This is a genomic window from Pseudoalteromonas sp. Ld19, from assembly GCF_045064135.1.
In the GTDB taxonomy this organism is placed as follows: Bacteria; Pseudomonadota; Gammaproteobacteria; order Enterobacterales; family Alteromonadaceae; genus Pseudoalteromonas; species Pseudoalteromonas aliena.
On record NZ_JBISHA010000021.1, the window covers coordinates 967,089 to 993,972 of the forward strand.

The 26,884-nt window shown below is 38.4% G+C and carries 16 protein-coding genes; 3 read left to right on the forward strand and 13 right to left on the reverse strand.

Features of this window, described 5'->3' with window-relative positions:
• Positions 1-997 precede the first annotated feature (997 nt).
• The 5 genes from fba to ACJJVZ_RS16520 all read right to left on the reverse strand — a co-directional run bounded on the left by fba (position 998) and on the right by ACJJVZ_RS16520 (position 5,687).
• On the reverse strand, positions 998-2,062 hold the full coding sequence (gene fba, locus ACJJVZ_RS16500; RefSeq protein WP_405602003.1) for a class II fructose-bisphosphate aldolase: 1,065 nt from the start codon (positions 2,060-2,062) through the stop codon (positions 998-1,000).
• Positions 2,063-2,260: 198 nt separating this feature from the next.
• Entirely contained in the window at positions 2,261-3,436 is a 1,176-nt protein-coding gene (locus ACJJVZ_RS16505) for a phosphoglycerate kinase (protein WP_405602006.1), read from the reverse strand.
• 69 nt (positions 3,437-3,505) lie between these two features.
• The gene (gene epd / locus ACJJVZ_RS16510) at positions 3,506-4,522 is read right to left on the reverse strand and encodes an erythrose-4-phosphate dehydrogenase (RefSeq protein WP_405602008.1); all 1,017 of its coding nucleotides are present in this window, start codon (positions 4,520-4,522) and stop codon (positions 3,506-3,508) included.
• A gap of 172 nt (positions 4,523-4,694) precedes the next feature.
• Entirely contained in the window at positions 4,695-4,949 is a 255-nt protein-coding gene (locus tag ACJJVZ_RS16515; RefSeq protein ID WP_405602010.1) for a hypothetical protein, read from the reverse strand.
• A 15-nt stretch (positions 4,950-4,964) separates the two neighbouring features.
• Positions 4,965-5,687 carry an SIMPL domain-containing protein gene (locus tag ACJJVZ_RS16520; RefSeq protein WP_405602012.1) on the reverse strand — a complete coding sequence of 241 codons (723 nt, stop codon included), beginning with the start codon at positions 5,685-5,687 and terminating at the stop codon, positions 4,965-4,967.
• A 125-nt stretch (positions 5,688-5,812) separates the two neighbouring features.
• On the opposite strand from ACJJVZ_RS16520, the gene ACJJVZ_RS16525 reads away from it, so the two are divergent.
• Positions 5,813-8,827, forward strand: coding sequence for a pentapeptide repeat-containing protein (locus ACJJVZ_RS16525; protein WP_405602014.1), 3,015 nt, complete (start codon positions 5,813-5,815; stop codon positions 8,825-8,827).
• Between the two features lie 6 nt (positions 8,828-8,833).
• Here ACJJVZ_RS16525 and ACJJVZ_RS16530 read toward each other — a convergent pair whose 3' ends face one another.
• The 4 genes from ACJJVZ_RS16530 to ACJJVZ_RS16545 form a co-directional block, all read right to left on the reverse strand.
• Positions 8,834-9,460 carry a 3'-5' exonuclease gene (locus tag ACJJVZ_RS16530; RefSeq protein WP_405602016.1) on the reverse strand — a complete coding sequence of 209 codons (627 nt, stop codon included), beginning with the start codon at positions 9,458-9,460 and terminating at the stop codon, positions 8,834-8,836.
• Between the two features lie 15 nt (positions 9,461-9,475).
• Entirely contained in the window at positions 9,476-11,314 is a 1,839-nt protein-coding gene (locus ACJJVZ_RS16535) for a DUF294 nucleotidyltransferase-like domain-containing protein (protein WP_405602019.1), read from the reverse strand.
• 101 nt (positions 11,315-11,415) lie between these two features.
• Positions 11,416-13,140 carry a sodium:solute symporter family protein gene (locus ACJJVZ_RS16540; protein ID WP_405602022.1) on the reverse strand — a complete coding sequence of 575 codons (1,725 nt, stop codon included), beginning with the start codon at positions 13,138-13,140 and terminating at the stop codon, positions 11,416-11,418.
• Positions 13,141-13,150: 10 nt separating this feature from the next.
• Complete coding sequence (locus ACJJVZ_RS16545; RefSeq protein WP_077538816.1) at positions 13,151-13,414, reverse strand: DUF4212 domain-containing protein; 264 nt, start codon at positions 13,412-13,414, stop codon at positions 13,151-13,153.
• A 414-nt stretch (positions 13,415-13,828) separates the two neighbouring features.
• On the opposite strand from ACJJVZ_RS16545, the gene ACJJVZ_RS16550 reads away from it, so the two are divergent.
• A complete protein-coding gene (locus ACJJVZ_RS16550; RefSeq protein ID WP_405602024.1) occupies positions 13,829-17,269 on the forward strand; it encodes a PAS-domain containing protein in 3,441 nt (1,146 codons plus the stop codon).
• 102 nt (positions 17,270-17,371) lie between these two features.
• Here ACJJVZ_RS16550 and ACJJVZ_RS16555 read toward each other — a convergent pair whose 3' ends face one another.
• The 3 genes from ACJJVZ_RS16555 to ACJJVZ_RS16565 form a co-directional block, all read right to left on the reverse strand.
• Positions 17,372-20,017, reverse strand: a complete 2,646-nt coding sequence (locus tag ACJJVZ_RS16555) for a DUF2339 domain-containing protein (protein WP_405602026.1) — start codon at positions 20,015-20,017, stop codon at positions 17,372-17,374.
• A gap of 68 nt (positions 20,018-20,085) precedes the next feature.
• Positions 20,086-20,991 (reverse strand): GGDEF domain-containing protein, encoded by a 906-nt coding sequence (locus ACJJVZ_RS16560; protein WP_405602028.1) that lies wholly within the window; start codon positions 20,989-20,991, stop codon positions 20,086-20,088.
• 93 nt (positions 20,992-21,084) lie between these two features.
• Positions 21,085-21,669, reverse strand: coding sequence for a YqaA family protein (locus ACJJVZ_RS16565; RefSeq protein WP_405602030.1), 585 nt, complete (start codon positions 21,667-21,669; stop codon positions 21,085-21,087).
• A gap of 727 nt (positions 21,670-22,396) precedes the next feature.
• Here ACJJVZ_RS16565 and ACJJVZ_RS16570 point away from each other — a divergent pair.
• Complete coding sequence (locus tag ACJJVZ_RS16570; RefSeq protein ID WP_405602033.1) at positions 22,397-23,647, forward strand: TMEM143 family protein; 1,251 nt, start codon at positions 22,397-22,399, stop codon at positions 23,645-23,647.
• Between the two features lie 87 nt (positions 23,648-23,734).
• On the opposite strand, the gene ACJJVZ_RS16575 is transcribed toward ACJJVZ_RS16570, so the two are convergent.
• Entirely contained in the window at positions 23,735-26,881 is a 3,147-nt protein-coding gene (locus ACJJVZ_RS16575) for an efflux RND transporter permease subunit (protein ID WP_405602035.1), read from the reverse strand.
• Between the last annotated feature and the right edge of the window lie 3 nt (positions 26,882-26,884).

Genomic DNA, 26,884 nt, shown 5'->3' on the forward strand with positions numbered 1-26,884 from the left:
TATGAAAGTGTAACGTGTAAATTAAAATGATGGTAAAAAAAACACAAAATAGTGACAAAAAAACTCATTAACGTCATATTCTTAAAATCTTTTTAATATTTGAGTCAGTAAAAAAGTGATTTACGATAAATTTACAAAATGTAGTTTTAGACTTTTAGATCATTTTATTTATTGATCTGGGTAGTCAATTTATTGGGATCATTGTTTTACTAACAAAGCTGTTTTTATAGATCGATGTATTTAAATAGCTAAATAACCTGAACTCTGGATAATAAATCTATCTCAAGCAGCTATTTTCAGCGCTAACTGCGTTGAATTTACTTGCAATAGGCCCGCTATTGACGCGTAAATTCGCCTTGCTTTCACTGAAAATCTCTGACTAGAGAAAATAAATTTAAATATAACCATGATTCAATACGTTAGTAAACCTCTTAACCAGAGTTCAGGTTAAATAGTCATTTAAAAATCTATAAACATGACGATATAACAACCACAATGTACATTAATAGATCTAATTTTTACTAAGTAAAAGGTAAAGGATCAAATTTTTACCAAGCAGATCCACCTCCAGATCAGAGTTGTACCTAGTCAAACTTATAAGTTGTTGATTGTTTGTACAAATAAATAACAATCAGATTATTTTTGAGTCTAAAACCCCATCAAAGTGCTATTGGCTTAGTAAAGCAATGATCCAAAAATAGCTTTGTTAGTAAACCGGTGATCCCAAATAAATACGTTATACCAATCTGCTTATATATGGGGTCTATTTAACGTTAAGAAAATTACGCTAGAACTAGGCAAAAATTTTTGTATCTAGTTGTTCTAAATAAAAAATTTTAACAACGTTATAGTGCAATTTAATTCGTTAAATTGATCAAAGATTTATGCAGATTGGTATTAGTAATACTGTGATCTATTCACCGTAATCATCACATATTAAAAAAGCCAGTAACAAGGTTACTGGCTTTTTAATTAAACGGTTATAAACAAGGATCGATTATCTAATCTTAGGATCTAGCTCGCCGCTTAAGTATTTAAGATGCATCTCATCGAGTGAAATTGGTTTAATTTTACTTGCCTGACCAGAGGTACCAAACGAGTTATAGCGTGCAATACAAATCTCTGTCATTGCTTTAGTTGCTTCTGCTAGGTATTTACGTGGATCAAAGTTAGATGGGTTTAACGCTAGGTGACGTCGGATTGCACCGGTAGATGCTAAACGCAAGTCGGTATCAATATTGACCTTACGCACACCAAATTTAATACCTTCAACAATCTGTTCAACCGGCACACCATACGTTTCTGGAATTTCGCCACCATACTGATTAATAATTTCTAACCACTCTTGTGGAACAGAAGATGAACCATGCATCACTAAATGCGTGTTAGGAATACGTGCATGAATCGCTTTAATACGATCAATTGCTAAAATATCATCGGTTGGTGGACGCGTAAATTTATAAGCACCATGCGATGTACCACAAGCAATTGCAAGTGCATCAACGTGTGTTTTATTTACAAAATCAGCCGCTTCTTCAGGATCTGTTAGCATTTGCTCAGTCGTTAAAATACCTTCTGCGCCAACGCCATCTTCTTCGCCTGCTTCACCCGTTTCAAGTGAACCGAGCACACCTAGCTCGCCTTCAACCGATACACCACAGGCATGCGCCATAGCAACAGTTTCGCGCGTTACTTCTACATTGTATTCGTAGCTTGAAGGGGTTTTACCGTCGCTCATTAACGAGCCATCCATCATTACTGATGAAAAACCAAGCTGAATTGAACGCTGACATACACCTGGCGATGTGCCGTGATCTTGGTGCATAACAACTGGGATATGTGGCCATTCTTCAACGGCTGCTAAAATCATATGACGAATAAATGGAGCACCAGCATAAGCACGTGCGCCCGCTGATCCCTGCACGATTACTGGACTGTTTGTTTTGTCAGCCGCTTCCATTATTGCGCGCATTTGCTCTTGATTGTTAACGTTAAAAGCAGGTACGCCGTAACCATGCTCTGCTGCATGATCTAAAAGTTGTCGCATACTGATTAAAGCCATTGGGTATTCTCCAATTTATCGATAGTAGTTCCCTACTATCTAGTTTGAACGGATTTGTTAGTTTGGCGTTATTACAACGCCACGAAAAACCACTGCTTTGCAGTAATATTCCGTATAAATTAACTATTAAATTAGGGTGAGAGGTATTTAATAATTAATTGTCGGCGAGGGTTATCCCCTCACCTTACGCAACTAAAATTACTTAGCGCGAGATTCTAGCATTTCAACTGCTGGCAGCTTTTTGCCTTCTAAAAACTCTAAGAACGCACCACCACCGGTAGAAATATAAGATATTTTGTCGCTAATGCCGTATTTATCAATCGCAGCTAAGGTATCACCACCACCAGCAATTGAAAATGCATTTGAGTTAGCAATCGCTTGTGCAATAGCACGTGTTCCATTACCAAACTGATCAAACTCAAACACACCAACAGGGCCATTCCATACAACCGTGCCCGCATTTGCAATAATTTTTGCAAGTTTGCTGGCTGTATCAGGACCAATATCAAAAATCATATCGTCGTTTGTTACTTCGCTTACATCTTTAAGCGTAGCCACTGCAGAGTCAGAAAATTCATTACCTACCACTACATCTGTAGGTACTGGAATTTCGCCATTGTTTACTTTAGCTGCTGCACATAAACGGTTTGCTTCATCCATTAAATCAGGTTCGTAAAGCGATTTACCAACAGGATGACCTGCGGCTGCAATAAAAGTATTAGCAATACCACCACCGGTTACAAGCTGATCAACAATTTTAGAAAGAGAATCTAAAACAGTTAACTTAGTTGATACCTTTGAGCCACCTACAATCGCTACTAACGGGCGAGCTGGATTATCAAGTGCTTTGCCTAATGCTTCAAGCTCAGCTGATAATAACGGACCTGCACAGGCAACATCAGCAAATAAACCAACACCATGAGTAGACGCTTGTGCACGATGAGCCGTACCAAAGGCATCCATTACGTATACATCACATAATGCTGCAAGTTGTTTTGATAACGCTTCGTCATTTTTCTTCTCGCCTTTATTAAAGCGCACGTTTTCAAACACAACGACTTCGTTATCAGCAACATCAACGCCGTTTAGGTAATCTTTTTCTAAGCGTACAGTTTGCTCAAGGGCATCGTTTAAGTAATCAGCTACAGGTGCTAGCGAAAACGCTTCATCATATTCCCCTTCCGTAGGACGGCCAAGGTGTGACATAACCATTACTTTAGCACCTTTCTCAAGCGCTAATTTAATAGTAGGTAGTGCTGCACGAATACGCGCATCTGACGTCACTTTACCTGCTTTAACTGGTACATTTAAATCTTCACGAATTAATACGCGTTTGCCGTTTAAATCTAAATCTGCCATTTTTATGACCGACATGAACATCTCCTTAGTTAACGATACTGAACCTGAAAAATACGTTTAAAGTTATTATGTTAATACATCAAATTACTTATTTACTGCCATCATCGCACGCGCGGTATCGAGCATACGATTAGCAAAGCCCCACTCATTATCACACCACACCAATAATTTTATCAGTCGTTTATGACTAACACGTGTTTGCGTGCCATCAATAATACAAGAATGTGGATCGTGATTAAAATCAACTGATACAAGTGGCTCTTCGGTGTAACTTAAAATACCTTCAAGGCGGTCTTTCGCTTGTGCTTTAAGTGCGTTATTTACCGCATTTAAATCCACATCAGCATTAACCGTTACACTCAAATCCATGGCTGTTACATTTATCGTTGGCACACGTACAGCAATGGCTTCAAAGCGACCTTTAAATTTAGGTAATATGCGGTCTATACCACGGGCAAGCTTTGTATCTACTGGAATAATAGACTGACTTGCAGCGCGTGTACGGCGTAAATCATGATGATAACCATCAATCACTTGTTGATCGTTCATCGATGCATGAATGGTTGTAATAGCGCCCGACTCAATACCAAATGCATCATCTAATACTTTAATAACCGGTACAACACAGTTAGTTGTGCACGAGCCGTTAGACACAATAGTATGCTCGTTTTTAAGCTCATCGTCGTTGATACCGTACACAATCGTGGCATCAACATCGTTATCGGCCGGATGCGAAAACAATACCTTTTTAGCGCCTGCGGTAATATGTAACTGCGCGTGTTCACGCGAGTGATAAACCCCTGTACATTCAAGTACAATATCTACATCGAGCGTTTGCCAAGGCAATTCAATAGGGTTTTCTTCACAAAAAAGTGCAATGGTATCGCCTGCCACACTAATGGTGTCTTCACCAAGTTTTACAGGGAAAGAGAAACGACCGTGAGATGTGTCGTATTTTAATAAATGAGCAATAGCTTCAGGATCAGCAAGTTCGTTAATCGCAACAATTTTTATAGCGTCGCTCAAACCAGACTCGTATAACGCGCGGACAATATTTCGACCAATACGACCAAAACCATTAATTGCAAGTTTGATTGCCATGAAATATAAAATCCACTCTAGTTACGTGCAGATAAAGGCAGTACACCTTTTAGATGGCCGTATTGTAATCGACCTTGGGTCTGATTATAAGAGGGAAGCATTAGAAACTTTGAATTAACATTTAAAAAGTGCCCATTAGAATCCTTTGTTTAAGCAACATATTAACGCTTGTTCAAAAGCCACCGCCAATATTTGTGCTATCTCCTGCACCTCCACCAAAGCTTTTAGGCACGTTTACACTCCTATCTTGCGTACGATAAAATAGCCACAGACCAATTGCTGCAAACAACGGAATTAACCATACTAATAGTATTTGAGCGGCTTTTTGAAACACTTCTAAGTCATCTCGCTTTACCAAAAACACACTCACTATTACATTCAGTAACGCAATAACACCAAATCCAATATATAAATAGTTTAATTCCATTGTGTGTCCTCATTGTTATTTTATTTCTAGGTCAAACACTACACTTATTGATGATGTAAAAATTATTGTTTCATCCACATACCGCACCTGTTCGAATGGATTTGAGTTAGCACCCGAACCTGAAAAAATTAAACTCTTAACGTTATTTGTAGGGTATCTTTGATGATTAGCAGTTGAATTAATACTATAAACTTTTCCAAGTTCAGCGCCAAATGCTTCAGCAAGTATGCTTCCCTTAGCTTTGGCGTTATCTATTGCTGCTTGTGTTGCTTTTGCCTCTAATTTAAATCCTTTTGAAGATAAGCTTTCAATTTCCATCACATTATTTATTTTTACGCTTTGTGCAAATTCAATAAAATCATCTATTCTTTCAATATCTTTTAACGTTACTTTAATTTTTTTTCGCGCTAGGTACTTATCGCCTGAAAAAGTACCTGTTTCTGTATCAATCATATTATTTACATGACTTGTTAAACCAGAGATAAAAATATCGCCTTGCTCAATACCATATCTACCTGCTCCTTTGGTTAGCAAGTTAACTCGGTTATCAACATCACGTTTCGCCTCAAGCAACGTATCTTTAGTGCTAATTACTTCAAAAGAAATGTTAGCCATATCAGGCACTGCCAATATCTCAGCAGTACCTTGCACTGCAATATGACGATTGGCAGGTAAGCTTGAATTACCAAAAGTGATGAGTGGGAATAATATCAAAAAAATAGCGGTAATGAGTTTCATATTACTCCCTAGTACAATGTAAAATTAACGCTTTTAATATTAAAAAGCTAAAGATATAGTCATTACATAACCTGTTATTATATGTAACTTAGTCAATTAAACCTTAATTACCAATGGATAGAAACATGGATAAACAAAAAGTTGAAAGGATATTTAGTTGTATTCCTCTGGCACTTAAAAATATTACAGGTTATTTCAAAAATAATTTTGATGAATCAGGACAAGAGATAATAAATAATGCAAATGGCACAATCGCAGTAGTGATAAAGCTATTAGCTAAAGAAAAAATAGACCTTTATTTCGAAAAGCTAGATGACAACAAACTTAACAACTTTGGAATAAATACTTATATAAAAGCCTCTTTGAACCAACTAAGCCAGTCTTTGCAAGAGCTTCAAGGTGATTTAACAAATGATTCGATCACTAAAGAAACTAACTTATATAGTATTTTTGAATTCGATAATAGTGATGTCAAAACTGAAAACCTAATTAATTTATTTTCTCCAAAATATCACCCAGCTATTGATGCAACTAAAATAAAAACAAAAGTACTATTAAGTCATTTAGGGGAAGAAACAAGGGTTATAAATAAAGTAATTCACCACTTTAATAATAATATAGAAAAAACTGTTGAACTTGAATTCGGTGATGTATATGAAAAACATATTGAGGAGATTAATGTTCTTCGCGTTCATGAAAATGAAGCTAAAATTTTATATGACACATTTAAATTAAAAGACATTGGGTTTCAAGATAATGAAGACTTACTTTACGAAGAAACTTTTGCTTATTGGCAGCCAATCACAGAACTAAACAATTCCACAAAAATCAGTGATGTAGGTTATAAAGAAACTATTAAAAAAGAACAAAGACTTAAACCAATAACTGAACTTATTAATCAAAATTATGATTGTGAAACGAATGATATAAATAAAATAACTTTTATAGTAGCTGATTTTGGAAAAGGGAAGTCAGTATTTCTAAAATATCACGCGGCTGAATTAGCAAAAAAATATTCAGAAACTAAAGATGGTTACTTTCCCATATATTTTAACCTCAGAAACTTTTCAAACTACCAATCAGAAGGTAAATTGGGAGTAATTGATGACTTTTTACAAACCGATTATGGTATTAAAATTGAAGATAAATACTTTAAAAGTAAAAAGTATCTATTCCTAATTGATTCTTTAGACGAAAGTGGGGAATTAACAAAAACAGCTATAGATAAAGTTATTTCTTCAATAAAGTCAATACAAAACTTAGATAAGTCTATATGTAGAAAAAATAAAATAATAATAAGCTCTAGACCTTTCCCTGATGGTTTAGAGGAGCAACTTAAAAAACATGAACCTTTTACAAGAAAAGTAAAAAAGCTAAACAAAGATCTCCCCCACTATATTAATTTATACGGCTTTACAGCTAAACAATTTAATCATTGGCTAAAGCACTCATTAAGTAAAACTTCGCCACTAATATCAGATGATATGCATAAGAAACTATTTGATGAGGGCACATTATCTATCGAAGAGTTAAAAAGGCCTATATTTTCTTATATGATTTATCAATTAATGATAAACGATATTAACTTTGAAGATATTGGTAAAATAGGTATATACCTCTCTTTTATAAATTTACTGACAAAAGACGCGAAGCATATAGAAGATTCAGACATCGAAGTTAACTTTTTGGATGAAATTAGGTATAGAAACATTTTGCATTCAATTGCAGCCCTATGGGGATTTCAGAGACAAGATGGTAAACAAGGTATATTGAAAAAGGCTGATATTTGCAGAGTTATTGAAGGGAAATACTCTACTGAAAGTGATACTGATATATTAGATAGATATAAAAGCAAAAATGTAACAGAAATAAAGTTCTTATCACATTCTTACTTTGGAGAAAAAGATAATTTACTCCACTTTCATCATCAATCATTTGCTGAAATATTACTCGCTGAATACTATTTAAAGGTATTTATAAAATACTCATTAGACAAAAACACAGATCTTGATATAGCACGAAGCAAACTTAGCATTGGTTATCCAACAGAACAATCTATTTATTTTCTAAAAGATCTTATCGTTTTACTCAAAGAAACAGTAAATAATGATAATAATTCAGAAAAAGTGAAAGAAAAAAGAAAGCTATTACTTCCACTTTTAGCATCATTAGCTCAGGAAGAAAATAACCCGCTTTACTCTAATGATTTATTTTACTCTTGGTTTGCAAATAGTGTAGACGGAGATATAAATAAATATTTATTAGATAATTGGCCTATAAACAATGAAAAGCTAAATAAAATAATAGATTTTTCAATAAAGGTAATTGAGAATAAAAATCAGATATTATTAGCTAAATTCACAGCAGTTACAGCTCTTTTCAATAATGAGCTATCTGTATTTAACAATAGCAAAACACGTAACATACCAGCTGATCACGATAAATGGATTGCACTGCTGGTAGGTAACTTACTATTTACGGATCAAGAAAAAGAACTCTTTTTTAACGGAAAAATAAAAAATCAAACTCACCTATTCGAAATGATGAGAAATCATAACTCAACATACAATATAGCAGCGCCAAATTGGGCAAAAGAACATTTGATAGGTACATTATTTAACAATAGTGATTTCGATAGATTCAACTGTTCATATATAAACTACAGCGGTATTGATTTCTCTTATTCGGAATTTGAAGGTTTAAGTATGAGATACAGTAATTTTTATAAGTGTAATTTTTCATATTGCAAGTTTAAAAATGTCGATATAAGCAGTTCTAATCTAAGTGGAGCCATATTTAATAATTTAAGAGACTGTCGAAGATTACTTGTATTGATGTGTCAATTAGAACAATTTGTTGTTATCCCACATAAATTAACTAATTTACTCAGATATGATGGAAACACTTCACAAGGAAAGTTTGTTAATTTTGGCCATGATCAAACTTACCTTAGCAAGGAGATACGTTTTGTAGAATTAAATATAAAAGGCACTCTTTATGGGTTACTCAAAATTCTACTAGATAAAAAACTTACAACTAAAAAAGAAATAAAAAGCTGGTTTTTGTTTGATGAAAGTTCAGACGACATAAGAACCAATTTTTATAAATTTGTTGATAAAATATCGCCAGATTATAAATAAATACGTTTAAGTTAATAGTTCACCTACTTTTAGCTCTTTACCACGACTTATTTGATGGCACTGGGCTAGCAGTAACTCGGCGGTCGCTTGTGCATCGGTTAACGCATGATGACAATGATAACTTGGTAACTTATAACGTATACGACAGGCATTAAGGGTTAAATCATCTTGTTTTATTTCAGTTGATTGGTTGAGTAAGCGCTTTTTCTCGATGTGGAGGGTGTCGAGTATTAGTTTAGGCCGCGTTGTTATATTAGCATTTTTTAAGGCTATTTTTAAAAAGCCCCAATCGAGCATGGCATTATGAAACACTAAAATACAATCACTAAAGTGGCTGCTTAGTTGCGTTAGTATACTGTGCAAACTTTGCCCTTTTGCTACCGCATCGTCATTTATACCGTGATAAACAGGGCTTTGTTCGAGGCTTATAACGTCTTTATTGATAATATGCTGCGACTCACTCATTTTTATGCATTGGTTATCTATTTCCACCCACGCTAGTGATACAATTTCGTGCTGTTTTGCATCAAGGCCAGTGAGCTCTAAGTCAATCACTAAGTAACGCTGTTGCAAGGCATTTTTGCCTAGTAATTTACGGCGCTTTAAGTACCGAGTGAGCAGCTTTTTTACCATGTTAGTAATCCATCATTATAAACTGCCCCGAGCAAACTTAAACGCAGCAGCTTGCTGCACTTGTTTAACAAGGTAAAACGCTTCTTTTAGCTGATGACGCTCTAGTGAGTTTAATTTATTAGGATTAATGCAATTACTCGGCAAGCCCTCTTCGTTTATTTGCGTACTTAAGCGAAGCTGCGTTAAAAATCGCCAGCAATCTTTTAGATTGTATATATCTTCTTTGCTGATCAGTTTATGTTTTAACAGCGCGTCCAACCGCTCTTGCGTGTTAGCACGCCTAATACCGGCTTTTAAAGCGTATAACCGCACTATGTCGTTTATGATCACGACACCGCGTTTTTTTAAATCTATGTATTTATTATTTTTATCGGTTTTTTCGGTTTTAAATTTATTAAATAAACCAATAGGTACGCTGTTACTACTAATGTCAGTTGCCATAGCAGCATAAAATAAGTCGTTACGCGATATACGAATTAGCTGCTCGCAAAAAGCGGTATATAAGGCGTTTGAACCTTCAATAAATCGTAAGTCAAAAAATATCTTACAGTTAAGCATCGCATCAGGCGTGGGGCTTTTTATCCATTTAAAAAAACGCTCACTCCAGTCGTTCACACTCATTCTGCACAAATCGCTACTTGCCATAATATTGCCAGGGCAACGTCTAATACCGCATTCAACAAGTTGCTCGCAGACAAACTCTCCCATGCTTTTAAAGTAAGCTTGCTGCTCGCTCGTTAAGTCGTTAGGGAGTAATAAGCCGTTATCTTGATCTGAATGTAGAGTTTGCTCTTCGCGTGCTTGTGAGCCAAAACAAATAAAACTAAAGCTGGTTGGCGCTGCGCCATGATCTTCTTGAAATAAATGAATCAGACGAGATGTAAGCGCATCGGTTAAGCCGCTCAATAATTTACCAATTAGCGATATGTCGTCAATATTGTATGAAAAACTGCGAAGTAGTTCGGGAATTTCTTTTGCATAGCGTTTTAGATCGGTAATTGTGTGCGCTTTATAGATACGCCCTATAAGTTGTACAGGGTCGCTTTTTTGCTGGCGCAATAAGTCGGTACTTGTAAGCATACCAATAGGATTATGGTTTTCATCAAGTACGGGTAAATGATGAATATTGTATTTAAGCATTAAATGTAGCGCCGAAAATACCCGATTATTTTCAAATATAAATTTGGGTTTGGCGGTCATAATACTGCTGACTGCATCTTGCGGATCGACCTCATCAGCGAGTACGCGATTACGCAAATCGCGGTCGGTCACCACGCCAACTAAATGTAAGTGATCCGTTATCATAATTGACGATACGCCATGCTGTTTCATTTTTTTAGCACTTTGTCTAATGCTAGCATCGGGCGTAAGTGTAATGGCTGTGCGCGTCATCAACTCCGATATTTTACGCTCAGACCAGCTATCGTTTTTACTTTTATAGTGGGATGACAATAACCGATTGGCGTGAGCACGCACAAAATATTGCTCAAAAGATTTGTATTCTCGACGCAAAAAATCGAAATGCACTTGGGAGAGCATATACACTATGCCTTCTTTTTGTACTTCGAGCCTATTTTGAATCGCTTCACCTGTTAATAACGATGGAAAACCAAAATAATCTCCTTGTGCTAAACGCGTTACAACATCGCCCTTAGCATCAACTAGATCGTATAAACCTGAGCGAATTAAAAATAACCGTGGGCTTTCACTTTGTAGCCATTGCGCTTGGTTTTCGCGAGTGAGGTAAATAATATCGAGATGACTTACAAAGTACTCACATGCACTGCTATCAATTAGGCTAAATGGCGCTTGCAAGCACACGTACTGGGCTATTTCTTGTTGTTCTACGCTCATTTTTGTACTCATAAAAAAGTATACACAACACCAATGTACTCATTTTTTGTACAAATAAAAAGCCCGACTTAAGTCGGGCTTTTATGATTTTTTAAGTGAGCTTAGTGATCGTGTGCTTCTGCAGATCCTTTAGGATTGCGAATACTTTCTACCATTTCTTGAATTTCAACAGGTGTTGGTTGAGTAAATTTAAGAACAAGTGCAGCAACTACAAAGTTAATAATCATACCAATTAAGCCAATACCTTCAGGCGAAATACCTAAAAACCAATGTTCAGGATTGTTAAGCTCAGGGCTAACAAACTTGAAGAAAATAATATAAGCAGCGGTAAAGCCTATACCTGTTACCATGCCTGCAATTGCGCCTTCTCGGTTCATTGTTTTAGAGAATATACCCATAATAATTGCAGGAAAGAAACTCGCTGCCGCCAAACCAAAGGCAAATGCCACTACCGATGCCACAAATCCAGGCGGGTTAATACCAAAGTACGCGGAGATAACAATAGCAACCATGGCTGCCAACCTCGCTGCAAGTAACTCTTGCTTATCAGTGATATCGGGCTTGAGGGTTCGCTTGAGTAAATCGTGCGAAACGGAGGTCGAAATAACCAGTAGTAAACCTGCTGTTGTAGACAGTGCAGCGGCAATACCACCTGCGGCGACAAGTGCGATTACCCACGCTGGTAAGTTAGCAATCTCTGGATTAGCTAATACCATAATGTCGCGGTCTACGTTTACTTCGTTAGCACTGTTCGGATCGGTGATTTTACCCGCCGTGTAGAACATTTTGCCATCACCATTTTTATCATCAAACGTGATTAAGCCCGTACGTTCCCAGTTTTTAATCCATGCAGGTGCTTCTGCGTAAGCTGTCCCACTACCGTCTTTACCATTAATAGTGTCAACCATGTTTACTCGCGCAAAGGCTGCAACCGCAGGTGCTGTAGTATAAACAATCGCTATGAACACAAGGGTCCATGCGGCAGAAATACGCGTGTCTTTTACGCGAGGTACAGTGAAAAAGCGAACAATTACATGAGGTAAACCCGCAGTACCTACCATTAACGCACCTGTGATGGCAAACACGTCAATCATGCTCTTAGAGCCTTCGGTGTACTGTGCAAAACCAAGCTCAGCGCTTAAGCCGTCTAGTTTATCAAGTACGTACACGCCATCGCTGCCTATTAATGTGGCACCAAAACCAGTTTGTGGGAAGAAGTGACCTGTCATCATCATCGAGATAAAAATGGCTGGTACAAGGTAGGCAAATACAAGTACACAGTACTGCGCTACTTGCGTGTAGGTAATGCCTTTCATACCGCCAAGTACGGCGTAGAAAAATACAATCACCATACCAATGTAAACACCGGTTTCAATTTCTACTTCTAAAAAGCGTGAAAACACCACGCCTACGCCACGCATTTGCCCTGCAATATAGGTAAAACAAATGAATATGGCACAAAAAATAGCCACTAAACGTGCGGTACGTGAATAGTAACGGTCGCCAATAAAGTCAGGCACTGTAAACTTGCCAAATTTACGTAAGTAAGGCGCTAAGCACATGGCTAATAATACATAACCACCGGTCCACCCCATTAAGTAAACGCTGCCATCATAACCTGCAAACGAAATAATACCTGCCATTGAAATAAACGACGCGGCGCTCATCCAATCAGCTGCTGTTGCCATACCGTTAGCAAGAGGAGGTACGCCGCCGCCCGCGACATAAAATTCTTTAGTTGAACCCGCACGGGCCCAAATTGCTATGCCGATATAAAGTGCAAAGCTTAAACCAACAATTAAAAACGTGAGTGTTTGAACATCCATTGCTTAGCTCCTATTCGTCTACGCCGTATTTTTTATCTAACGTATTCATTTTGAAAACGTACACAAAAATCAAAGCAACAAAGGTATAAATCGCGCCTTGCTGGGCGAACCAGAAGCCAAGTTTAAACCCAAAAAAATGCACTTCATTAAGTACATCAACCAATAATATGCCAAAGCCAAAAGACACAATAAACCACACTGCTAATAGTTTAAATAACAGCGAAATGTTTTCTGCCCAATAAGCTTTTGCTTGTTCTTCATCTTTAAAAGCCATTTTTATTTTCCCCTTTAAGCACCGCAATATCGCGATGAGTGGTTTTTTATCTTCACCTATCAATTTAGCAACGCTGGTTACATATTGAATTGAGACCATAGTCGTAACAGCTTATTAACGTTTACGTAAGCTGCATTTATCATTCAAACGTGTTTTATATATTTTTATATTATTTCAATTGGTTAGCTTAATTTTTTTAATTGGCTTTACTATTAAATTGGTAAGTTGGTTATTAATGCGACATTAGTCTAATGCGTGAGATGATTTTATTTTTATTGTTAATATTCAATAATATAGAAATAAAGTGAAAGTTTTATTTTAAATTCAAGCCTTACACTTAACCTCAGTTCTGGTATTGTGTTAATCCCTCATAGGGTTGAGGGACTATTTAAAATAATAAGGTTTAATAACAACATGACTGCCGTACTCATTATTGTTGCTTTAGGATATATAGGGGTGCTGTTTTGGCTGGCTAACTGGGGCGATAAAACAACGCCTTTAGCAAAACGCATCAGTCACCACCCCTTTGTCTATTCTTTTTCATTAGGGATTTATTGTACCTCATGGACTTACTATGGGTCGGTAGGCACAGCGGCTACAAGCAGTTGGAGTTATTTACCCATTTTACTTGGTCCCGCATTATTATTTTTTTTCGGACAAGGTTTTTTACGCAAACTGGTATTAGTAAGTAAAAAGCAAAATATAACCACTATTGCTGACTTTATTTCAGCCCGTTATGGCAAGCGTCAAACCACTGCCATTATGGTTACTGTTATCGCACTACTGGCTACAATTCCTTATATTGCACTGCAATTAAAAGCGCTCAGCAGTAGTTTTTTATTGCTGCAAAGTAGCACTAAAATATCGGGCGATATGCTTGCTCTATCGGCTACATTAATCATGGCCTTATTTGCAATATTTTTTGGCACCCGCAAGGTTGATGTAACAGAATATCGTTCGGGATTAATGCTTGCTGTTGCGTTTGAATCGATGATAAAGCTTATTGCACTCATGGCTGTTGCAGGGCTTGCAGTATTTACTTTATTTAATTTGCCTGAAGCAACTACAAATAAAGTAACAAATTCTATTTGGGATCATTGGGCCGATTTTAACTTTTTTAGTTTTAACTTTATAGGCCAGTCACTCATGGCTGCGGCAGCTATTATATGTTTGCCTCGCCAATTTCATGTAACCGTTGTCGACAATCAAAACAAGCGTCATTTACTGACTGCTCGCTGGGCTTTTCCGCTGTATTTGCTATTAACGGCAGCAATGATTTTACCTATTGCCACTGCCGCTATCCATCCCGAAATTGGCAGTGGTTATTCCCCCGACAGCTTTGTACTTGCCCTACCATTAATTAACGACAATGCCTTTTTAACCACTTTTGTATTTATAGGCGGATTGTCGGCCGCCACTGCAATGATAGTGGTCGCAACACTAACGCTAAGCACCATGATCTCAAACGATGTAGTACTGCCGCTAATACTACGTCGAAAATTTAAACGTAATTTAATTACCACCAGCTACAAATCGCAAATTTTACTCGTAAGACGCTTCGCTATTGCTGGCATTTTAATCTTGGCCTACTTTTACCAACAATGGTTTGGCCACAGCAGTGCATTAGCGAGTATGGGGTTAGTGGCATTTTCACTTGTTACACAATTACTACCTTCAATTGTAGGCGGTTTATATTGGCGAAAAGGTCATGCCTATGGCGTTTATGCAGGTTTAGTTGCAGGCTTTATTTGCTGGATACTATTTTTAATGCTGCCAATTTTAGATGCCGGTAACACACTTACCAGTGAGCTTCAGCAAACACTTATTACACGAGGTACGCTCATCGCGCTTTTTGCTAACATAGGCTGTTACATTAGCTTTTCATTAGGCGCAGAGGAGCGCTTAATTGATAAGATTCAGGCGGCTGCCTTTGTTAATCCAAAAGATCAGGCAATTTTATCAAGACGACTAAATAAAGACGTAAAAGCCACGGTTTACGACTTTAAAATATTACTGCAAACCTTTTTAGGGATCCAACGTAGCCAGCAAATATTAGCGCATTACGCACTTGCTCATCACCTAAGTGATAACAACGCTCACCCAGAGCCTGAGTTTATTGCCTACTGCGAACGCGCATTGACGGGTGTGCTGGGCGCATCGTCGGCGCAAGCGTTAATACACACGGTTTCCTCCGGTAAACGCATGGCATTTGAAGAGGTTGTAAACTTTTTTGACGAAACCACACAAGCTCTGCAATTTAACCAAAATCTGTTATTTACTTCACTTGAAAACTTAAGTCATGGTATTTCGGTTGTTGATAAAGACTTAAATCTTGTAGCTTGGAATAAGCGTTACAGCGAAATGTTTGGCTACCCAGAAGGTTTTTTGGAAGTAGGCCAACCCATAGAAAATATTATTAGATATAACGCAGAGCGCGGTGAATGTGGCCCTGGTGAAATAGAACGCCAAGTAGAAAAACGTGTACAGCATTTGAGATACGGCAGCTCCCATCACTTTATTCGTCACCGCCGAAATGGCCAAGTATTTGAGATGATTGGTAATCCACTGCCCGATGGCGGTTTTGTTACCAGCTTTTCGGATATTACAACCCACATAAGTACACAAAATGCGCTTGAAGAAGTAAACATGGATCTTGAAAACCGCATTGAAGCGCGTACTCAAGAAGTGCAAACAGTTAATAAAGACTTGCAAGCACAAATAGATAGCCGCGTGCAAACAGAGCAAGCACTTACTTTAGCCAAACGAGAAGCAGAGCAAGCTAACGACAGTAAAACACGCTTTTTAGCTCTTGCTAGTCACGATATTTTGCAACCATTAAATGCAGCACGCTTATACCTTGCAGCCATAAACGAAAAACAACTCGATAGCTCCAACCGAAATAACTTTGACAAACTAGGTGATAGTCTCGACTCAACCGTGCATTTAATGTCAGCCTTGCTTGAAATAGCCAAACTAGAACAAGGAGCGATGACCCCCACTCCACGCCACTTTTATATTGAAGATATTTTAACGCCACTGCAAAGTGAGTACGCTATTATGTCGAGCGATAAAGGGCTAAAACTGAGTGTGCGTTCAAATCAGCAAGTAGTGCACAGCGATATAACTTATTTGCGCCGAATTATTCAAAATTTGGTGTCTAATGCCGTTAAATACACCGATAAAGGCCGCGTATTAATTGCCTGTAGAAACCGTAAACATAATTTACTGATAGAAGTGTGGGATACCGGCCCAGGTATTAGTGAAGTTGAGCAAGCCAAAATCTTTAATGACTTTTACCGCGTTGAATCACGCGATAACAAAGGAGTTGGCTTAGGATTAGGCGTAGTTAAAAGAATGGCTGATTTACTTAGCTTACCACTACATCTTCATTCAAAACCCAATAAAGGCAGTCGTTTTAGTATTGAAGTGCCTTACGGCGATATTCAGTTTGTACAACAAAAAAATACCACAAGTAGCTTAATAGAAAATCGTGCAGCAATTAATATAGTTGCCGTGGATGACGACCCTGAAAACCTAGCAGCCATGGCAAGCTTACTCCAAAAATGGCAGGCCAATTACACACTATTTGATAACGTGGATAATGCATTAGCTTACGCGAAACAAAACGGGGCACCCGATGTTATTTTAATGGATTATCAATTAGGTAGTGATTGCGACGGCATAACTCTCATAAAAACTCTGCGTGAAATTTGGCAAAGCCAAATACCCGCTATTTTAATTACCGCCGTGCGCGACACCGAGCTGAAACAAGAAACTAAAGCGGCCAATATTCATTATTTGAGTAAGCCAATTAAACCAGGCAAACTAAAAGCCTTGCTTAACCACAGCACATAATAAGCGAGTAACAAGTGTTCTAGTTAAAAACTATCAAGTAATCGCGTAAAACAAAAAGCCTAGTATCTTCACTGGGCTTTGCTTTATAAAGTGTTCATAAAATTAAACTGGATTTACTCGGCTTCTAAGCTTTTGGAACAACCAACTTAACCCCACCAACGAAAGCCCTAAACCAATAAACGAAAGCGCTTTAAGTAAGCCCTCCAAGTTAGCCATATCAATTAAAAACACTTTAACAATAACGGCAGCTAGTATGCCTAAGCCTACTTTTTGTATTAATAACTGGTTTTTTAAATGACCAAAAATAACAGTACCCGCACCCAATACTAACCAAATAACAGAGTAGCTATAAAGCTCTGCATTACTTGCGCCTTTTGATAAGTAAATGTAAGGACCTTGCCAGTATTGACGAATAAAGCTGTTTATTGCCAATAATATAAATCCACCCGCAACGGCCAATATAAATGGCGTAGCTTTAGCATTTATTGGTTTTACAAGCTTGGCTAGCCAAAGCGTTAATCCTGCAGGTACTAACCACAATAGTAATAACCAGTTAAGTATTGGCAGCTCACCTATGTAAAGTGATTCAAATAATGGGTTGTCGTCAAGCAGTGTTTTAATAGCAAAAAGCCCTGCTAACCCTGCAAGCGCAAAACCCGCCACTTGGTATAACTTAGCTAAAGTACCAGCAAGTTTTGCCCTGTGTAAGTACACGCCCCCTAATGCCAGCCAGTTACAGGTAAGGAGTATTTGTTCGTAAAAGTTAAGTGAATCAAATTGCGGATAATGCCCTACTAACTGATAACTTGTTTCGGTGGTAATAAAAAGCGCTAAACAATGAAGCGCCGCACCTTCTAACCATACTTTTAATTGAGATACTTTAAAGCACCTAGCAGCGGCAAAAAATAACGCAATACATAACGGATAAACCACAATACTCCAATGCAAACCAAATACTGTTAGCGCATCGTAGCTTGGCGTCCAAGGTGAAAGCGTAAGGCGCAGTAATAACGCAGCAACCAAGGCTTTTATAGGCCAATGCGGCATAGGCACGCTATAGCGTTTAATAAGTACGCTTATAAGTAATACTTGTACAGCAAGTGCAATAGTTAAACCGCTGTCACTTAGTAGCATGGTAATTGCTAACGTAATATTGGCATTAGCGCCTACCCAATAAGTAAAACGCTGAAATAGCGTTGTATTATGCTGCGCGAGCTTTATTAAAATAGCCGCCACTACAAACAATACAACGGCCCAAAGTGGATATGCAGTACTTAACGCAGAATTAGGAATAAGCGTATATAAAGTAGCTATCATTACAAATACACTAAACGCAGCCGTTACATGAAATGCCAAACGCTTACTCTGTTTTTTACCGTAATAAAGCCCGTATGCCGTAAGTAACAATCCGAGTAATAAACCCAAACCATACTCATTTTTGAATATAAAGAGTGCATCATCAAATAGGTTTGGCGAAAGATGCGTACGTTCAGCGCCTATCACTAATAGCGTTGAAATAACTAACGCTACGCCCTGCCAAATATCCCAGCGGCTATTTTTAAGGACTAAAAACAATACTAATACAATGCTCAACACGCCGATTGTTTGCCACTGCATATCAAAGTGACTGATCAACATGGTAAATATTAAGGGCGCTATAAAAGCGAGTAATAAGAGGTGATCTGGAAGCACGTTAATTAAGCGTTTTAAACTGTGCGGGCGATGTTCAATAATATTCAGTTTTCGACCTAAGCGCGGTATAGCAATTAACCCTACAATACTAAGTAAAGCAAACGCCCCCATTAACCAAACGGTATTAATTTTAAGTAATGTAAAACCAACTAAATACCAACCAATGTGCCCTGCCCATAATAAATACCACAACCAAGCTCGCTGTACTTTATGTGCAACTAACGCGGCTGACAAACTTACAAAGCCAACATACATAAATAATGCAAACAAGTTACCACTGCCAGTACTAACCCATATTGGTACGCTGTAAGCGCCAATAATACCTAATACCGCCAATAATGGGCCTAGCCTGAGTGCCATCGCACTTGCACTAATCGCAATAACTGCCAGTGCAAAAAATGCCACGGTGGGGCTAAGCATAGCGTAGTTACTATAGGCTAAAAGAATTAACGAAAAACAGGTAATAAACCCACCACTGGCAAGTGCTGCGGGTATGTAATTATTAAAGCCTTCAAATACAATGCGTTTATGATGTAAATATGCTGCAGCTGCAATTAAGCCAAGGCCAAATAAACCACCCAAACTCAGCCTCATTACTGGCGATAATAATCCAGCCTCTAAACTATATTTAGCTAAAAATAGTCCACCAAACGCAAGCGCTATAGCACCAATCCACGTCATCCAGTTTTGTTCAAAGCCTGTGCGGAATTTATTAAATAATAATTCGATAGAAGATGTTTTTTCGCGCTTTATCTTAACCGCGTTAACGCTGGATTTAGTTATAACTTGAGGTTGAATTGCTGGACTAGAGTTTATGGATTCAGGTTTGTATGTTTTAGCGGTTACTATTGGTATCTGGTGTTGTGGAGTGTCTGCATTGGATGATGGCGTTTGTTTTTGCGCTGCATTACTTGATTGTAGCTCAGCCACTTTTGCCTTTAAAAGCGCGACACTTTGCTTCAAGGTATTAAGCTGCACTAACGCAATTAGGCCACAAATAGCCCCGACTACAACGATTAATATAAGTATTACGGCTAAACCAACTAAATCATCCATGGCACACTCTGTTGTTATTTTTACTTTGTTAGTGTACCTATGTTTCCCTACATGTGTATAACCTTATTTTAACTATGTATTTCTACACGGTTTCGACCATTCTTTTTTGCTGCATATAACGCTAAATCGGCTCGCTTCATAACTTGGTCAAGTAGCTCATCATTTTTTTGTAAAGCCACGCCAATACTCACAGTCAAAAAACGATTATTTTTAATATGAATAGTTTGGGCAAGGCTAATTAACTGCTGGGTAAAATTAGCTACTTCAGCCATATTACTAGTGGGTAAGTACCCCCCAAACTCCTCACCACCTAAACGCGAAAAAACATTTTGATCTAAAAATAAACTATTAAACTTACCGGCTAGTTCCTTAAGTATTTTATCGCCCATATCGTGCCCAAAATCATCATTTATTGATTTAAAATGGTCTATATCAATAATTAAAATTGTATAAGGCGATACGCTAATATTTTTAGCGTGCTGATAAAAATAGCGCCGATTAGAGACTTTTGTTAAATCATCAATGGTTAGTTCTAAAAATAATTTGTTGTGAATACTTTGCATAAAACGCATGGTTTTAAACAAACCATAGGATGTTAATAGCATTCCTGACGTACGAAATAAGTCCTCAAAATAAACACTCACCCAATAAGGCTGAACGACTAATTCATCAATCACATCGGCTATATTCCCCATAGCCCAAAAAAGTAATCCAGCACTTGAAAATAAATAGGCTAATTTAGAAAGCCCAGAACACTGCACCATCAAAAAAAGAAATACTATTACCATTAAGTTAATAAAGTCGGTAGTAAATCCATATAAGTTACTTTGTACTTGTAAAGGCGGGAAATAAATAAGGCTATAAGTTGAAAAGGCAATGGTGTACACGAGTAAAATTAGTGTAAATATTTTATTTAGCCAACCCATTTTAACAAAATTAAAAGGGTTAAGTATCTGTTTAATTGTTTTTATCATTACTTGCGTTTGGCTCAAAATACTGCAGAAAAATCATAGTATAATAACGCCATTGTAAATAAAACCATAAGTAGTGGAGCATGTACTGCTCATTTACAGTACGGTATTAATTCCCCATAACCCAAGTATTAAAATAGTTAAGCCTATCATTGCTTTAGTTTTATGTTTGCTAATAATACGCTCAGCTTGATTACCCGCGTAATATACCACTATCGCCAAGCCAAAATAACGAATTGAACGTGCTATTGCGCTTGCTAATAAAAATAACCAGATAGAATACTTAGTAGCCCCTGCTGCAAGCATCGCTATTTGAAACGGAATAGGCACAATACCCAGTGTTATTACAAACCAAAACCCTTGGTCTTGCATCTGCTGTTTAACGTTTTCAAATTGCTCGGGACTCGAAAACGTATTAATAACCCAATCTCCAACCGCATCAAATAAGTAATAACCTAAAGCATAACCAAATAACGCACCAACAATGCATCCTAACGTAGCCATTAGTGCAATGAGCCATAATTTCTCACGACGCGCTTGCATCATTGGCACTAACACAGCTTCAAGTGGAATAGGCACTATGGTCGACTCTAAAAACGACGCTAACGTAATACCGCTAAGCATATGCTTTGAGTCTATAAATTGGCGTGTTTTTTGTTTGAGTTTTTTTTGAATAGCCATAGTCATTCCCTTTTCACTTGTAAATAAAACTAGATTGTTTAACAAACTAATAATTACATACTTAGGTTAATACACGCTGAAAACAATGCACTAAATTTATCAGGTCTTAGGGCGTATTGACCTTTGTGGATTGAAATTTGTTCAATCTAGGGACGATTTAATCGCGGCGCGAGGTTTGTAACCTAGTGGGCTAAGTAAAAACCGAGCAACAAAGGGTTAATCGTCCCTAGAAAGAACCCACAGGGCAGCGCATGTTTGGCATTTATGCTGCGTTATCGCCTATTTATGGGGAATAACCACACTACATAGACTCTGCCTTGCCTAAATACCAAACAGTCTGCTGCAAAATCAATCACGAAAGGTCAACACGCCCTAGGGCGTATTGACCTTTGTGGATTGAAATTTGTTCAATCTAGGGGCGATTAAATCGCGGCGCGAGGTTTGTAACCTAGTGGGCTAAGTAAAAACCGAGCAACAAAGGGTTAATCGTCCCTAGAAAGAACCCAAAGGGCAGTGTATGTTTGGTATTTATGCTGCGTTATCAACTATTTATGGGGAATAACCACACTACATAAGCTCTGCCTTGCCTAAAAACCAAACACACTGCTGCAAATTCAACCACCAATGTTCAACACGCCCTAATGCATTAACAAATTAGTAATATTCATAAGAATATTTTATTATGTGCCCATGCAGTTAGATTCCCTATCACAGTAGTTATTAATTTATGCAAAGTGCGCGTTTTATTCCCTTTAGAAAGCAAGATATTGTTGATATGTGTAGCCAAGAGCTCAATAACAACACACAACAAACATCGTTTAAACAATTTTGTGATTTACTAGCGAGCCTTATTCATTACGATTACCACTCAGCACTTGAATCACTTAAAAACAACTACGCACCGTTTGATCCCAACAGTGACACGCGATCGTTAGCGCCAGTATCGGCTGATCAAAAAGCGCAGTGCCAACGTGAGTTTGCTAAAGATTTTGCTAAGGTGCTTAATGCCGCTAATTTTGAAGTGATCACCAATGAAGATTTACAAGAGGCATTAAACGAAGAGTCACTATTTAAAGTGCGCCTTGAGGTTGAGTTTGATGACTTTGAAGAAGTGGTATTTTATCGCCGTGGCGAGTCACAACTCACTGAAACTATTACCAGTTTTTGGGGCTTGCGTAAAAAGCCGCTGCACTTTACTAATTACGACCGCGTAGCGGTGTTTATTCGTTTTAAAGACAGCGCGTATTTTGCAGCTAAAAATAAAATGCCAATGGGGTTTGAGCCCAGTTCAACCATAGTAAAGCTATTTCAAAATGTGCCAAAGGCTGATCTCGAAATGCTATTTCCTAATAGCGAAGTACGCATGCGCCCTATCGATAAAATCATTATTGGCTCATCAGCTTTAGTTGGCGGCGCAGTGGTACTTATAACTAAACTTGGTGCATCAATAGTATTGCTGTTTGCCTTACTTGCTTTTTGGGGTGGGTTTAGAAATGAAGCTGTAGCAATGACCCAGCAACATTTTATTACCTTTGCTATTGGTATGGGGGTTTTTGGCAGCTTTATTTTTAAAGAATGGAGTAAGTTTAAAAACCGTAAAATAAAATTTATGAAAGCGCTGAGCGATAATCTCTACTTTAAAAACCTCGATAATAACGCGGGTGTTTTTCACACGCTTATTGACGCCGCCGAAGAAGAAGACATAAAAGAAGCCCTGCTTGCTTATACTTTTTTATTAAAATCAGAAAGTGGCTTAACCGCACAAACGCTTGATGAACAAATAGAGCATTGGTTTAAAAGCAAATATCAGTGCGATCTTGATTTTGAAATTAGCGATGCACTTGAAAAGCTCGTTCGCATGCGTTTAGTAACGTGTAGTAACGAAATAGAAGGTAATGAAGTGTATAGCGCGCTAAATTTAGACCATGCAAAAGCTATTTTAGATGAACGTTGGGATAATCTGTTTCAATATAATTAATGTAGTATTTTTGCTAATTAATTACCCAAATAAAAAAGCAGCTGTAAGTACAGCTGCTTTTTTTATTACATTATCAATAGCTAGTATTTAAACTAATTCAGCTTCTGCTTTTTTAGTAAATTTAGAATGTACTAACTTATAAAGCGCGGGCAAAATTAACAGTGTTAGTAGAGTTGATGAAATAATCCCGCCAACCACTACTGTCGCGAGAGGTTTTTGCATTTCAGAACCCGTTCCCGAATTAAGCGCCATAGGTATAAAGCCTAAACTTGCCACCAGCGCCGTCATCAGTACTGGGCGCAGGCGTTGTAATGCACCGCTGTGAATTGCTTCAAACAAACTTAAGCCGTCGCTTCGTAACTGCTTAATAAACGACAGCATAACCACACCGTTTAATACCGCGACACCACTTAGGGCAATAAACCCCACACCCGCTGATATTGAAAGCGGCATATCGCGCAGCAATAACGCAAGCACACCCCCCGTTAATGCCAGTGGCACACCACTAAATATAATCAATGAGTCGCGAAGCGATCCAAAGGCGCTATACAGTAGACCAAATATAAGCAGTAAAGTAACAGGCACAACCAACGATAATCGCTTACTTGCCGATTGTAACTGCTCAAACGTGCCGCCGTACTCAAGCCAATAGCCACTTGGTAAATTAAGTGATTCATTCATGCTCGCTTGTGCATCACTTACAAAGCTGGCTAAATCGCGCCCCTCTACATTGGCAGTTACCACGACGTTGCGCTTGCCGCTTTCGCGGTTTATTTGGTTAGGCCCTTTTTCGATGCTGATTGTCGCGACTTCGCCAAGCGGTACAAACGCAAGTTCTGGGTTACTATCTTTAGGTAAAGCAACTGGCAAACGAGCAAGTGCTGATACATCACTAGACCAACGTTTATCAAGGCGCACTAATAACGAAAAGCGTTTATCACCCTCGTAAATTAGCCCAGTTTGCACGCCACCAACAGCGGCGGCAAGTGTTTGCTGAATATCGTTTACGCTTAAACCTAATAACGCCATGTGGTCACGCATTGGTGTTACCGAAAGTGTTGGCAATCCTTCCATTTGCTCCAAACGTACATCGCTAGCGCCTGCAATATTGCGCATTAGCTCTGTGGCTTTTTCGCCAAACTCTTTAAGTACGCTTAAGTCATCACCATAAATACGCAATGCAACATCGGCGCGCACACCAGCAATTAACTCGTTAAAGCGCATTTCTATTGGTTGTGTAAATTCGTAATTGTTACCAGGTACATCGTTAACACGGCTACGAATTTGTTGCACCAATTCTGCTTTGGTGAGTGCTGGATTAGGCCACTCTTCTTGCGGTTTCAGTATTAAAAAAGTATCGGCAACATTGGGCGGCATAGGATCGCTTGCTACATCGGCAGTACCAATTTTTGAAAATACGTTAGCAATCTCAGGTTGATCTAGTATGGCTTGCTCAAGCTCTTTTTGCATTTGCACTGATTGCTCAATACCGGTGCCAGTAATGCGCAGCGCATGCATAGCAAGATCGCCTTCATCAAGTTGCGGTAAGAATTCTGCCCCCATATTTTTAACTTTAAAACCAAGCACCAATACTAATGCAGTGGCAATACCCACCATCAGCCACGGTAATTTAAGCGATATACCAAGTAATGGTTTATACACTTTTTTAACGCCGCGCATGACTGCGTTTTCGGTTTCATCAACCTTACCGCGAACAAATACAGCAATAGCAGCGGGCACAAAGGTAACGCCAAATATAAGCGCGCCAATTAACGCCGCAACGACAGTAAACGCCATTGGTTGAAACATTTTGCCTTCAACGCCGCTTAGTGCAAATAAAGGTAAGTAAACCAGCATAATAATAACAATGCCAAATACAGCCGGTGTAAATACTTCTTTGGTAGCTGCAGTCACTACATTTAAACGCTCGTTTAAAGTAAGTAGCCTGCCATGTTTGTGCTGAGCTACGCCGAGTTGACGCAGGCAGTTTTCTACTACAATTACAGCGCCATCAACAATTAAGCCAAAGTCGATTGCACCTAGGCTCATTAGATTACCCGATACGCGATTGCCCACCATACCGGTAATGGCAAACAACATACTTAACGGAATAACCATTGCCGTAATAAGCGCCCCCGTTACATTGCCCAGCAGTAATAGCAAAATCACTATCACTAAAACAGCGCCTTCAAATAAGTTGGTTTGCACCGTGGCTATGGTTTTGTCGACAAGATTAGTACGGTCGTAAACCGCTTCTACAATAACGCCAGCGGGTAAGCTTTTTTGTACATCAATTAACTTATCAGCCATCGCTTTTGCTACTACGCGGCTATTTTCGCCAATTAGCATCATGGCGGTGCCGAGCACGGTTTCTTCGCCGTTGTAAGTGGCCGCGCCAGTTCTAAGCTCTTTGCCTAAAAGCACGTTAGCCACATCTTTAATGCGTACAGGTGCATCGTCGCGCTTAGCTATAACGGTATTAGCTATGTCATCAATGGTTTTTAACTGCCCAGGCGAGCGTACTAAATATTGCCCGTCAAAGCGCTCAATATAACCTGCGCCTCGGTTACTGTTATTAACCTCAAGTGCACTAATTACATCACTAATAGTAAGCTTATAGGCAATGAGTTTTTCGGGCACTGGCGCTACTTGATATTGACGCTCAAAACCACCTTGACTGTTTATTTCGGTTACGCCTTTTACTTTTAAAAGCTGCGGACGAATAACCCAATCTTGCAAAGTCCGTAAGTCTTCGGCGTTGTAAGCAGTGCCATCACCTTTTAACGCATTGGGCTGTGCATGCACACTATAAGTAAATATTTCGCCTAAACCACTGGCAATAGGACCCAGGTTTGGTTCTACGTTATTAGGTAAGTCGGAACGAATACTTTGAATACGCTCACCAATTTGCTGACGCGCCCAATAAATATCGGTGCCTTCATCAAAAATAACTGTTACTTGAGAAAGCCCATAACGCGAAAGCGAACGGGTGTAATCAAGCTTAGGTATGCCCGCCATGGCGGTTTCTACCAAATAAGTAATGCGTTGCTCTACCTCTAATGGCGTAAAACCCTGCGCTTTGGTATTAATTTGCACTTGTACGTTGGTTATATCGGGTACTGCGTCTACCGCTAAATTTTGAATGTTGTATACACCAAATCCAGCAAATAAAAACGTAAGCGCAAGCACCAACATGCGGCGTTTAACCGCAAAAGAAACTATCCAATTAATCATGGT

What these genes read in the sequence shown, in the direction of transcription:
- fba (WP_405602003.1), bottom strand. Translation starts at nt 2,062, where the DNA reads ATGGCTTTAATCAGTATGCGACAACTTTTAGATCATGCAGCAGAGCAT.
- ACJJVZ_RS16505 (WP_405602006.1), bottom strand. Translation starts at nt 3,436, where the DNA reads ATGTCGGTCATAAAAATGGCAGATTTAGATTTAAACGGCAAACGCGTA.
- epd (WP_405602008.1), bottom strand. Translation starts at nt 4,522, where the DNA reads ATGGCAATCAAACTTGCAATTAATGGTTTTGGTCGTATTGGTCGAAAT.
- ACJJVZ_RS16515 (WP_405602010.1), bottom strand. Translation starts at nt 4,949, where the DNA reads ATGGAATTAAACTATTTATATATTGGATTTGGTGTTATTGCGTTACTG.
- ACJJVZ_RS16520 (WP_405602012.1), bottom strand. Translation starts at nt 5,687, where the DNA reads ATGAAACTCATTACCGCTATTTTTTTGATATTATTCCCACTCATCACT.
- ACJJVZ_RS16525 (WP_405602014.1), top strand. Translation starts at nt 5,813, where the DNA reads ATGGATAAACAAAAAGTTGAAAGGATATTTAGTTGTATTCCTCTGGCA.
- ACJJVZ_RS16530 (WP_405602016.1), bottom strand. Translation starts at nt 9,460, where the DNA reads ATGGTAAAAAAGCTGCTCACTCGGTACTTAAAGCGCCGTAAATTACTA.
- ACJJVZ_RS16535 (WP_405602019.1), bottom strand. Translation starts at nt 11,314, where the DNA reads ATGAGCGTAGAACAACAAGAAATAGCCCAGTACGTGTGCTTGCAAGCG.
- ACJJVZ_RS16540 (WP_405602022.1), bottom strand. Translation starts at nt 13,140, where the DNA reads ATGGATGTTCAAACACTCACGTTTTTAATTGTTGGTTTAAGCTTTGCA.
- ACJJVZ_RS16545 (WP_077538816.1), bottom strand. Translation starts at nt 13,414, where the DNA reads ATGGCTTTTAAAGATGAAGAACAAGCAAAAGCTTATTGGGCAGAAAAC.
- ACJJVZ_RS16550 (WP_405602024.1), top strand. Translation starts at nt 13,829, where the DNA reads ATGACTGCCGTACTCATTATTGTTGCTTTAGGATATATAGGGGTGCTG.
- ACJJVZ_RS16555 (WP_405602026.1), bottom strand. Translation starts at nt 20,017, where the DNA reads ATGGATGATTTAGTTGGTTTAGCCGTAATACTTATATTAATCGTTGTA.
- ACJJVZ_RS16560 (WP_405602028.1), bottom strand. Translation starts at nt 20,991, where the DNA reads ATGATAAAAACAATTAAACAGATACTTAACCCTTTTAATTTTGTTAAA.
- ACJJVZ_RS16565 (WP_405602030.1), bottom strand. Translation starts at nt 21,669, where the DNA reads ATGGCTATTCAAAAAAAACTCAAACAAAAAACACGCCAATTTATAGAC.
- ACJJVZ_RS16570 (WP_405602033.1), top strand. Translation starts at nt 22,397, where the DNA reads ATGCAAAGTGCGCGTTTTATTCCCTTTAGAAAGCAAGATATTGTTGAT.
- ACJJVZ_RS16575 (WP_405602035.1), bottom strand. Translation starts at nt 26,881, where the DNA reads ATGATTAATTGGATAGTTTCTTTTGCGGTTAAACGCCGCATGTTGGTG.